This is a genomic window from Shewanella psychrotolerans (assembly GCF_019457595.1).
Taxonomy (GTDB): domain Bacteria; phylum Pseudomonadota; class Gammaproteobacteria; order Enterobacterales; family Shewanellaceae; genus Shewanella; species Shewanella psychrotolerans.
The window spans coordinates 1,413,069-1,425,054 of the sequence record NZ_CP080419.1 but is presented as its reverse complement, the minus strand read 5'-3'; the positions used below and the strand labels follow the sequence as shown (position 1 = coordinate 1,425,054).

Annotated in this window: 9 protein-coding genes; 6 read left to right on the top strand and 3 right to left on the bottom strand. The window is 46.0% G+C overall.

All coding sequences use genetic code 11. The features are described 5' to 3' along the window. The first annotated feature begins 16 nt into the window (after nt 1-16). From K0I62_RS06365 to K0I62_RS06345, 5 genes are all read left to right on the top strand, one after another. Nucleotides 17-847 (top strand): enoyl-CoA hydratase-related protein, encoded by an 831-nt coding sequence (locus tag K0I62_RS06365; RefSeq protein WP_220070645.1) that lies wholly within the window; start codon nt 17-19, stop codon nt 845-847. Nucleotides 848-902: 55 nt separating this feature from the next. Next, complete coding sequence (locus K0I62_RS06360; protein ID WP_220070644.1) at nt 903-2,936, top strand: acetyl/propionyl/methylcrotonyl-CoA carboxylase subunit alpha; 2,034 nt, start codon at nt 903-905, stop codon at nt 2,934-2,936. Between the two features lie 2 nt (nt 2,937-2,938). After that, a complete protein-coding gene (locus K0I62_RS06355) occupies nt 2,939-3,847 on the top strand; it encodes a hydroxymethylglutaryl-CoA lyase (protein WP_220070643.1) in 909 nt (302 codons plus the stop codon). A 67-nt stretch (nt 3,848-3,914) separates the two neighbouring features. Continuing rightward, on the top strand, nt 3,915-4,622 hold the full coding sequence (locus K0I62_RS06350) for a CoA transferase subunit A (protein ID WP_220070642.1): 708 nt from the start codon (nt 3,915-3,917) through the stop codon (nt 4,620-4,622). 11 nt (nt 4,623-4,633) lie between these two features. After that, on the top strand, nt 4,634-5,290 hold the full coding sequence (locus K0I62_RS06345) for a 3-oxoacid CoA-transferase subunit B (protein ID WP_220070641.1): 657 nt from the start codon (nt 4,634-4,636) through the stop codon (nt 5,288-5,290). A 121-nt stretch (nt 5,291-5,411) separates the two neighbouring features. Here the strand turns inward: K0I62_RS06345 and K0I62_RS06340 are convergent, their stop codons facing one another. Continuing rightward, entirely contained in the window at nt 5,412-6,986 is a 1,575-nt protein-coding gene (locus K0I62_RS06340) for a methyl-accepting chemotaxis protein (RefSeq protein WP_220070640.1), read from the bottom strand. A 498-nt stretch (nt 6,987-7,484) separates the two neighbouring features. On the opposite strand from K0I62_RS06340, the gene K0I62_RS06335 reads away from it, so the two are divergent. Beyond that, entirely contained in the window at nt 7,485-8,324 is an 840-nt protein-coding gene (locus K0I62_RS06335; RefSeq protein ID WP_220070639.1) for a transporter substrate-binding domain-containing protein, read from the top strand. 209 nt (nt 8,325-8,533) lie between these two features. Here the strand turns inward: K0I62_RS06335 and K0I62_RS06330 are convergent, their stop codons facing one another. Both K0I62_RS06330 and K0I62_RS06325 read right to left on the bottom strand, forming a co-directional pair. Then, nucleotides 8,534-9,499 carry a carbohydrate kinase family protein gene (locus tag K0I62_RS06330; protein ID WP_220070638.1) on the bottom strand — a complete coding sequence of 322 codons (966 nt, stop codon included), beginning with the start codon at nt 9,497-9,499 and terminating at the stop codon, nt 8,534-8,536. Between the two features lie 65 nt (nt 9,500-9,564). After that, nucleotides 9,565-11,961 carry a TonB-dependent receptor domain-containing protein gene (locus tag K0I62_RS06325; protein WP_220070637.1) on the bottom strand — a complete coding sequence of 799 codons (2,397 nt, stop codon included), beginning with the start codon at nt 11,959-11,961 and terminating at the stop codon, nt 9,565-9,567. Nucleotides 11,962-11,986 lie beyond the last annotated feature (25 nt).

Genomic DNA, 11,986 nt, shown 5'->3' with positions numbered 1-11,986 from the left:
GGCAGAGGATGCAAACATGACCGACAAGACAACACTAGAAACTGATTTAAACAATAAGTTAGATAAAGATTTTCAATACCTCAGCTGCGCCTTAAATAATGGCGTAGGCGAGATGGTGCTTAACCGCGCCGACAAACATAACGCCTTCGATGAGGTGATGATTAGCGAGATTATAGCAGCATTAGACAGCTTTGCTCGCAATGACGATTGCCAAGTCTTAGTGCTCAAGGCCAATGGCAAAAACTTTAGCGCTGGCGCCGATCTTAACTGGATGCGCAAACAAGCCAAGATGGATTTTGAACAAAACTTGGCTGATGCCAATGAGCTCGCCACCTTGATGCATGCATTGGATAGGTTCCCTAAACCGACTATTGCGCTGGTACAAGGAGCGGCCTTTGGTGGCGCACTAGGCCTTATCTGTGCAAGCGATATAGCGATTGCCAACGAGCGCGCCAGTTTCTGTTTAAGCGAAGTCAAACTGGGGTTAATTCCCGCGGTGATCAGCCCTTACGTGGTACGTGCCATGGGGCAACGCGCCTCTCGCCGCTACATGCTCACCGCCGAACGCTTTAATGCAGAAACAGCGCTAAAGCTCAATGTTATCCATGAGATAGCTGACGATCTCGACGCTGCAGCTGCGCCCATTATCACCGCTCTGCTAAGCAATAGCCCACAAGGGATGGCATGGGTGAAAACCTTGTTGTCACACTTAGAAGATGGCGTTATCGATGACAACACATTGAGCTACACCAGTGAGCGCATCGCCCGTATTCGTGTATCAGATGAAGGTCAAGAGGGACTAAATGCCTTTTTCGATAAACGTAGCCCAGATTGGAAAGCGATATGAAAACCATGATGAATAATGACCCTATTGCCAAGCCAAGCGCGGGAGTACGCTAACCATGTTTACTAAACTACTGATTGCCAACCGCGGCGAAATTGCTTGTCGCATTATCAAGACAGCCAATGCTATGGGGGTTAAAACTGTCGCCCTCTATTCCGATGCAGATAAAGATGCGCGTCATGTGGCCATGGCCGATGAATCTTTCTACTTAGGCGACAGCGCGCCGAGTGAGTCCTATCTAAAAGGCGATCTTATCCTCGATATCGCCAAGCGTAGCGGCGCTCAGGCCGTTCATCCAGGTTACGGATTTTTGTCTGAAAATGCCGACTTTGCGCGTCAGTGTGAACAAGCAGGCATCGCCTTCGTTGGCCCTGGCGCCGACGCCATTGATGCTATGGGCAGCAAAAGCGCGGCCAAGATCATCATGGAAAAAGCCAATGTGCCATTAGTGCCAGGTTACCATGGTGACGATCAAAGCGATGCAACCTTACTTCAAGCCTCGAAAGAGATAGGCTTTCCGCAACTTATCAAGGCAGCCTATGGTGGCGGTGGTAAAGGGATGCGTATCGTTGAGTCAGAAAAGGAAGCGCTGGACGCGATAAACTCAGCCCGCCGAGAAGCAGCATCTTCTTTTGGTAACGATAAATTATTAATTGAGCGCTACTTAATACAGCCCCGTCATGTTGAAGTGCAAGTGTTTGCCGACACTCAAGGCAACTGTATCTACCTCTCCGACCGTGACTGCTCTATTCAACGTCGTCACCAAAAGGTGGTTGAGGAAGCCCCAGCACCCGGTCTCACCGACAGCCTTCGCCGCGCCATGGGTGAAGCTGCCGTTGCCGCCGCTAAAGCGATTGATTATGTTGGCGCCGGTACCGTCGAGTTTCTGCTCGATACCCACGCTACCGATGAGGCGAGCAGCTTCTATTTTATGGAGATGAATACTCGTCTTCAGGTTGAGCATCCCGTCACTGAGATGGTTACAGGCCAAGACTTAGTCAAATGGCAACTGATGGTCGCCAGCGGCAGTGAGTTACCGCTGAAACAAGATGAAGTGCGTATTCACGGTCACTCGTTTGAAGCACGGATCTACGCCGAAGATCCGCAAAATGCGTTTTTACCCGCTAGCGGAAAGCTGAACTTCCTGCGAGAGCCCGAGCAAAGCCGCTATGTGCGTATCGACTCAGGCATTCGTGAAAACGATGTGATCAGTAACTTTTACGACCCCATGATCGCAAAATTAATTGTATGGGACGAGTCTCGCCCAAGGGCGCTGCAACGCTTAGTGCACGCGCTTGAGTCTTATCAAATTAGCGGTCTGAAGCATAACATCGAGTTTTTAGCCAATATCGCAGAGCATCAAGCCTTCAGCGACGCCAACTTTAGCACAGATTTTATTGAGCGTTACGGCGACACCTTAATTGGTACTAACTTAGATGCAGAGAGTAGCAAAGAGCAAAATAGCGCCCTCGCCTTTGCCGCCCTATACCATCTTTGCGCGCAAAAAGAGCTGGCGAAACTCACTGCCACCAATAGTAATGATCCCTACTCACCTTGGGGCCAAGTCAGTGGTTTTAGGCTCAACCGCAGCGGCCTTCACCAGCTCACTTTGCTGGACGACCAACATCAAATACAGCACTTAATCCTAAGTCAGATCGGCGATAGCTACTATTTAAATCTTAACGATCAAACGCTGACACTAAGCGGTGAGCTAAAACAAGATCTGCTACACGCTGAAATTAACGGCCATAAGAGCAAGATCCCCGTGAGCCGAAAAGTTGATGATTTTACGCTGTTTTTACCTTCAGGCAGCTATCACTACCGCGCGATTCAAACTGAAATTTTTGAAGAGCAAGGCAGCAGCGAAGATAAGCTTAAAGCACCGATGAACGGTACTATCGTGACTCACCTTGTCGAGGTCGGCGATAAGGTTGAACAAGGACAAGGCTTAATGGTGATGGAAGCGATGAAGATGGAATACACCATCGAAGCCCCCTTTAATGGCACGGTTGCCGCCTTCTTCTTTGAACCAGGCGAGCTCGTCAGCGATGGCACATTGCTTGCCGATGTCACACCAGACGAGGAGGATTAATCATGTCCACTAGCCTTGGCAGATACCCAAGTCAGGTAAGCCTTTTCGAGGTTGGTGCTCGCGATGGTCTGCAAAATGAACAAGCAGTCACCACGGCTGACAAGCTTACCCTTATCGACCAATTAGGCATGGCCGGTCTAAAGCGCATCGAGGTGGGCAGCTTTGTGTCACCCAAGTGGGTGCCTCAGATGGCCGATTCGGCGGATATTTTTAAGCAGTTCAATAAACGCAGTGACGTAGTCTACAGCGCGCTTACGCCCAATTTAAAAGGGCTGGAACTTGCGCTTGACGCTGGCGCAGATGAAGTGGCTATCTTTGGCGCCGCATCTCAGAGCTTCAGCCAGCGTAATATCAACTGTTCAATAGAGGACTCTATCGAGCGCTTTATCCCAGTGATGCAGGCAGCTAAAGCCAAAAACATCGCTGTACGCGGGTATGTCTCTTGTGTTCTAGGCTGTCCCTATGAAGGTGATATTGCCGTAAGTGAAGTCGCTCGCGTGGCAGAACTTCTTTACAAAATGGGCTGCTATGAGATCTCTCTCGGTGACACTATCGGTGTTGGCACGCCGGTTAACGCCCGTAAAATGGTGGAGGCCGTCGCCCAGAAAGTCCCCGTAGATAAACTGGCACTGCATTTTCATGACACCTATGGCCAAGCACTGGCTAATATTCTTGCCTGTTTAGAAACAGGCGTGAGCGTTATCGACAGCTCGGTCGCAGGTCTGGGGGGCTGCCCTTATGCCAAAGGCGCATCGGGTAACTTAGCGACAGAAGATCTGGTTTACATGCTGCACGGTTTAGGCATAGAAACAGGCGTTGATTTACCGCGTTTAATAGAGGCGGGCAACACGATTAGCCGAGCACTTGGCCGAAAAAACGGCTCTAAAGTTGCTCTGGCGCTGACCGAGTAACCCATAAGCGCGACTAGAATAAATAGATGCTCGGCGCCGAGCCTAGCATCTCTCACAGGAGATAATAATGGCAGGACTCAATAAGCTGGTTGCCAGCTACGAAGAAGCATTACACGGCCTTGAAGACAATATGACCGTGATGGTCGGTGGATTTGGCTTGTGTGGTATTCCTGAAGGACTCATTGCCCAAATGGTTAAAATGGGCACGACTGGACTCACTGCGATTTCAAACAACGCCGGCGTCGACGACTTTGGTTTAGGCCTGCTACTCAAGAGCCGTCAGATCAGCACAATGATCGCCTCTTATGTCGGCGAAAATGCGACTTTTGAGCAGCAGATGCTCTCTGGCGAACTCAATGTTATCTTGACACCTCAAGGCACATTAGCGGAAAAAATTCGCGCGGGCGGTGCAGGTATCCCAGCATTCTTTACCGCCACAGGTTATGGCACGCCCGTCGCTGAAGGTAAAGAGACGCGCGAAATAGACGGCCGTCACTATGTATTAGAGCCAGCACTGAAAGCGGATTTTGCCTTAGTCCGCGCCTGGAAAGCAGATACTATGGGTAACTTGGTGTTCCGTAAAACGGCCGCTAACTTCAATCCTATGATGGCCACCGCGGGTAAAATTACCGTGGTAGAAGCCGAGCATATCGTAGAGCCAGGAGAACTCGACCCAGATCATATCCACACCCCAGGCATCTATGTCGATCGCGTGATCCAAGGCACGTTCGAGAAGCGTATCGAGCAACGTACCGTCAAAGCAGCCACGAAATAGGAGGAAACACCATGGCGTTATCAAGAGAACAACTGGCACAACGTGTTTCCCAAGAGTTACAAGATGGCTTTTACGTTAATTTAGGTATAGGCATTCCAACCCTTGTGGCTAACTATATTCCTGATGGGATGGAAGTGATGCTGCAATCGGAAAATGGATTGTTAGGCATGGGCGAATTCCCAACGGAAGAGACTATAGATGCCGATCTAATTAATGCGGGTAAACAAACGGTAACAGCGGTACCAGGCGCATCTTTTTTCTCATCGGCAGAGAGCTTTGCGATGATCCGTGGCGGTCATGTGGATCTAACCGTACTTGGCGCTTTTGAAGTCGATGTTAATGGCTCAATCGCCTCCTGGATGATCCCCGGTAAACTCGTTAAAGGCATGGGCGGCGCCATGGATTTAGTGGCTGGCGCCGACAATATCATCGTTACCATGATGCACGCCGACAAATATGGAAACTCAAAGTTACTGCCTAAATGCGAATTACCACTCACAGGTTATGGCTGTATCAAACGGGTATTAACCGATTTGGCTTTTGTCGAAATAAAAGATGGCGCGTTTCATCTGCTTGAGCGAGCGCCAGGGGTTAGCGTCGACGAGATCATTGCGAAAACCGCAGGTAAGCTAGTGGTGCCAGAGCATGTCCCAGAGATGGTGTTTTAAGATTTATCCAGTCTAAAATCCCTAAGCCGACTTCTGTTTAAGTAGGCTAAACTCGGAATAAGCAGCAAAACCACCCAATGACATATAATGTTTAGGGTGGTTTTTTTGCGTTAAAATTGGGTTAACGATTCGCTCTTTGTACCGCTTGCGTCCAAAACTGTCTGGCTAACTGCTTAGATTCAAGCGACTTAAACGAAGTGTTTTCGCCCAACTTCTTATCCGCTTCAGATTGCCCATAACCTTCACTGGCAAGTTCACTGATCATCTGCAGTGAATCACTCACCTCATTTGCGGCAGTCGTCTGCTCATTCATTGCATTTGCACTATGCTCAGTCATCGCGTTAATTCTATCGATAGTACAGACTAACCCAGCAAACACGGCTTCGGCTTCTTTAACTAACGCTACCGCTTGGGTCGCCTGACGTTGCCCTGCTGTTAATGTTCGTGCTGCATTCGCAGTGCTTTGCTGGAATTTATTTACGATTTCATCAATCTGACGGGTTGAATCACCCGTTCGAGCAGATAACTTTCTAACCTCATCGGCAACAACAGCAAATCCGCGCCCCGACTCTCCAGCCCTTGCTGCTTCAATAGCCGCATTTAAGGCTAAAAGATTAGTTTGCTCAGCAATATTGCTGATCACTTCAAGCACCTCATTAATCGCCACGCTATCTTGCTCGATCTCTTCAACAACGCTAGCAAAATTACCCACTTCTTGGTTAAGCGCATCGATAGCCTTAACGACGGAATCGAGTTGCTGATAACCTAGCGCTACCGCCTCCTGACTGCCCTCCACATCTTCAGCCACTCGCTTTATCTGTTGTCCAAGTTCATGAAAACTCGCAGTCATCTCTTCGACAGCCGCCGCTGCTTGGGCCGTTTGCTGACTCTGACGGTCAGCCCTTTGCGCCGCTGCGATGATAGAGTCTAGCAGCACCTCGCTGTCTTTTTCGATACTGTCAGACGAGTCCGTCATTCTGCCGACTACCCCAGCGATTTCAGCAGTAACATAATCCATCGCCACTAAAATATTGCCTATCTCATCATTTCGACCAGTATAGATGTGTCTTGCCACACCATCGTTACATATCGCAAGCGCCCTCTGATTTAGCTGAGACAAAGGACTCATCACTCTGTGCAAACCAAACCAAAGTGGGATAGCCACGGCTAATGCAAGCCATGGCGAATACAAAGAACAGGCCAAACTAACTAACATTGCCATTAATGAGAACAGCTTAATTCGGGTAATAAAACTGAAAGTCGCACCATCGATTTCGTGGCGTGATGTCCCTTGTTTCAAACTATTGTAGATATCAGTTGCTCGCTCAACTTGTACTTTATTGGCTCTGCGTCTTACTGATTGATACTCTTTTATTCGGCCGTTCTCCATCACTGGCGCAACATACGCATTAACCCAATAAAATCCGCCATCCTTACAGCGATTTTTGACAATCCCCATCCATGATTGTCCCTCTTTTAGGGTTTTCCAAAGCATGCCATAAGCTTCCTTAGGCATATCTGGGTGCCGAACAATATTATGGGGTTGAGCGATCAGTTCTTGTTGTTCAAAACCACAAATCCGACAAAAATCATCATTAGCATGGAGGATATTGCCCTTTAGATCGGTTGTCGACAATAGGATATCTTCGTCAGTAAGAAGCACCTCTTTGCTAGTAACAGGCTGATTATTACGCATTGATTTCAATAATTTATTAACACTAGGGTGACTGAATATTGACGCTTTCAAACCATCTTACCTTTGATCTAGCGCAACATTATTGTATCAACAACTGTTACAGCTGTTGATTTTTTGAGCCAGATCTCATAGGGAAGTAGCTAAGAAAACGCTAAATAAGCAAGCCAATATATTATTTTTCCCTAGAAATAGATTAGTTTTTTGTAGATTTATACTGCAATAAGCATTGTAATCGTACAGACTTTGATCATCGATTAAGTTAACATCTATCGAATATTCTGCTGGCATTCAACGTTATTGCAGTGCTTATCATCTTTTAAAGGAAAATGATGTGTTGCGCTTTACTACCTAAAAGTGCGACTTATGTTTTAAATAAAAATAATAAAACAGGGCAAATAGTGGCCTGCAGTACCAACTCACTGTAACTCACCACTGAATATATACATCCAACATCACGATAATCCGTCAAAAATGTTAAAGTAAATTTTGATAAATCACATGCATAAGAAAAAAATAAATTACGCGAAAGCGACTAAGTCCTACATAACTCTCTTTATATTATTTTTTATATATTCAAGTGCCGTGCGAGCAAAGACGGTCGTTAGCGAAAAATGGCAACCACAACACCTCACGAATGGGATTGCAACTGGGTTCCCGCCCTATCAATTTTCACAAAATAGTCAAGCAAGCGGATTTGATGCCGATGTCGCTCGCTTACTCATAGGCCGATTAAGCACCTCGTTTGATTTTAAGCAAGACCAATGGGACAACATAGTTAATGAGTTAAGGTTTAACAAAATAGATCTGATTGTTGGCATGGAAGTCAACGAAATAAGATCGCGTATATTCGATTTTTCGATACCATACTATTACCGTCATGATGAGATATTTGTGCTTGAGAAAAACCAGAATATCAATCAAATAGATGACTTAGAAAATCAAGTTATTGCAGGAGATCGACATTCATACATAGAGAGTTTATGGAAACAGCAAGGCACTCTTTATCATTATCGAATCATCTCAACTCAAAGCAAAGAAGATTCGATGCAACAGCTAAGTTCAGGTAAGGTTATGGCTGCAATAATGCCAAACGCGGTAGGTCTATATTTAGCAAAGCAGCTTAATATCAAGGTCAAAACCCTAGAGAACCTAGACTCAGGCACGCCAATTGCGATTGCTGTAAAGAAAGGCAATCAATCACTGCTAAATAGAACTAACAGCACTCTTAAACAGTTAATAATAGAAGGTGAAATAGACAAACTTTACCAGAAATGGTTTTCTGAATCCTTACCTGTAATCCACAAAGATACAGTGATACCCACCAGTATAAGAAAGTGATCGACTCAGCGTGTTTTTGGGCAACTCATTCAAGGCGAATGGATGATGGAATGCTTATTCCCTTGTGAGGCCATTCAACGCAGAAGCAGGATGCTAGAGCCGAGGAGCAATTAAAGACCTTGCCTCATCAGCGCTAACCTTTAGTGCTAAATCGTCGCTAAGCGATCATATCTTTATACTAGTGGGTATTAACACTTAGCCAAACCTAATCAAAGCTGAGCAACAAGCTCCAAATGAGGCAATGAAGGGAAAGCACCTTTTTGTGAACAAGTCAGCGCCCCACACCGAGCAGCGAAATCTATAGCGCTGCGCAAACAATCACTGCTTTCCAGTCGTTGCCTGATCGACAGATGCGCTAGATCAAACTTAATATCTTTTGCTATTGCATACAAAAAACCAGCAACAAAGCTATCGCCTGCGGCAGTAGTGTCAGTCACTTCGATAGTTGGTACCGCAACGGTAAATTGAGTGTGAGAGGTGACACATTGAACCTCTTTATCACCATTGGTCACTAAGATACACTCGACACCTAATTCAATACAGTAATGCCAATACTCCTCTAACGAAACGCCTCGATTGTCAGCCAAGTAGAGTGCCTCATCACGGCTCAATTTAAGCAAATGGGTATAGCGATAACAACGCTCGACCCTCATCGCCATTAGTTTAGTATCACTCCATAAGGATGGCCGTAAATTGACATCAAAACTGACCAGCTTAGATTTGCAGTAAGCTAACTGAATGCCATAAAACGTAGCAGCAACACTTTCATCATCGGTCATAGAGTTAGAGCAAAAATGGAAAATATCGATTTGATCCCAATCGACCATATCAAAATGCTCACTACGAAATAGCATATCTGCCGTACCATTTCGGTTAAAGCTAAAAGAACGCTCTCCTGCAGAATCTAAAGATACCAGTACTGTTGCTGTTGGCGCACCGTCAAAAGGTATCAAATAGTCGGTCGCGACACAGTACTGCGCTAAAGCCTCTTGCAACATAACACCGTATTCGTCGGTACTAATGCCACCAGCAAATAAGCTTCTACCGCCCAATTTAGCAAAACCTACCGCGACATTGGCTGGTGCACCGCCCGCAATAGGTTGATGCTGGCTTCCACGGGCATCAATAGGTAATAGATCAACCAAGACCTCTCCGAAACTGAGTAATGCTGTCATCTTGTATATCCAAAAAAAGAGCCCATTTTCATGGGCTAATAGCTGAAGGAAACTAACGAATGGTGTTAAAATTCATACTTAAGTGTGGCGGTGGTAGTTCGCCCATTAATGGTTCTAGCACGAATAATATTATTATCAGGAATCGACCCCTCTTCGGCTTCTGTTATCCCAACGGTATCAAAGAGATTATTGACATTAAGCGACACAGATAACCCATCGGTTAACTGATATAGCGCGAACGCATTAACCTGTGCATAACCATCAAAAGTCAGATCATTGTTATCTTGCGCGTACGCATCGGTCGTGCCAATAACATTGACGCCAACTGAGCCACTATCAAAGTTATAACGTCCCATTAAGGAGTAAATGAAGTCGGCTTGACGTCTTGGGGTGTTACCGACCACGTCAGGATTGAGTGCATCAGCAGCAATTTCTGCGTCGGTCCAGGTTACGTTGCCCTTAAAATCAAAATCACCCACATAGTAAGCAGATTCAAGCTCAATCCCTTTCGCTTCATACTTTCGGTCAAAAAACTTTTGACTGGTTGCTTCAAAGTTTTGCTCTTCAGTTTCAGAGTAAAACGCAGTAGCAAATAGCGATAAATTGTCATAACGATACTTAACACCCAGTTCATACTGATCGACTAAATCAACCGCATCTTCATCGGCAACGGAACCATCTGGCTGCACCTTACCAAACAGCAAGCGATCGGCATTAGCCCTACCACCACGGCTTAAGCGGGCAAATGTCGCTAAGTCATCAGAGATCTGATAGTTTGCACCAAGCGAGTAAGATAAGTATCCCCAGTCATAGTTAACCGGCTGTGGATTAGCATTATCAATTGAAGAGACGCTCTTTTCGGGCTCTGAAATAACCCCATCAAGATTCATATCCACTTCTGTTTGGGTATTGCCAGCATAGTAACCACTCGCGTCACCACTATCGTAACGCACGCTGGCATCAAGGGTGAAATCTCCCAATTTAGATGAACCAGCAATATAAGGTGCTTGGATTGTGTATTCAGTATCATAGTTTCGTTGACAACAATTCCCCCAATACGGCACACCATAACCATATAAACCGTTATCAGAGTAGGAAGTGCCATCGGCACCGACAACGTTTAGCAGCGCAGCATTATTGCCTTTCACTTCCATCATGTAAGAGTTCCACATCCAACTCATACTGATGTTTTGCAATGCGGTGTAATATCCCAAAGTGATACTTGAGTCATCAAAACTTTTAGTCAATTTGATGTCATTCACAATTGAGCCAAAATCATTCATGCTCACATCGAAGGTATGAATACGCATCGCGAGATCACCCTCAAACGCTTGTCCCGCTTTGGCTCCATTAGCATAAATTAACTGTGAACCAGCCCCACCAATACTCGATGCAATTGCACTATTATTGCCTACCTCTGCTGGAAACGGCGAGATAAAGTTGCCACTCACATCAGAGAAACGAAAACGGTTTTCTACCTCCCAATCGCTACCAAGATCAAATGATGCTTCTACCCCAAAAGAGTCCACGACAGGATTCATACCATCACGTATATCGCCGCGACGTCGTTCACCATCGGGACCTAGGCTAAGTGTAGAGAGAAAATATGCTGAATGAATCGTATCTGAACTGCTATTAAACCCGGCAATAGAACTGCCATCGGAATACATTGGCATAGGCAGATACCCAATGCTTCGATCATCTAAATGTTTGAAATATAAGCGCACATAACCAGAATCAAACTCTTTCGTTAAATTGGCTTTAATCTGGCCACCTTGGTTAGCGGTATATCCAGCCTGACGCGGACCTTCACCTGTACGAACGAAACCACCAATATGGAAACGCATGGTGTCGTTAATATCGGTACCAAATTCGAAATCGGTACGATACGTATCATAATCTAAACCGACAGTAGCAGAGACACTTCCCGAGTCTGAGTCACCTGTTTTACTGATAATATTGATAATTCCACCAGGTGCATTACTGGTAGCAGTGGATGCTGAGCCGCCTCGAATTGACTCTATCGTTTGCACTGTTGAATCGATGCGTAGAAAGATATCGGCATTACCAAATGCGATGTCACCAAACTGCAGAATCGGAAGCCCATCTTCCTGAATTTGCAAAAACTTAGCACCACCAGAGGCAACAGGTAAACCACGAACGGCAATGTTAGCATTGCCCTCACCACCGGATGATTCGATCTTCATCCCCGGAATGATACGAAACGCCTCGGCAGACGAACGCGGTGAGCTCACAGCAAGTTCATCAGGTGACAAACTACTAACCGAGACACTTGAATCCATGATTCGAGTTCCACGAGCAACCCCAGTCACGACGATCCGCTCTAGGCTATCTTGTTTAACCTCAGCTTGTTGCACATCAGCTTCAGCGGCCCACAGGTTTGCGCTAACTAATGCAGCGACTGTACTCATAACAAATTGACGTGATCTATTGTTTTTCATTGTTCTATCCCCAATCATCATTCGG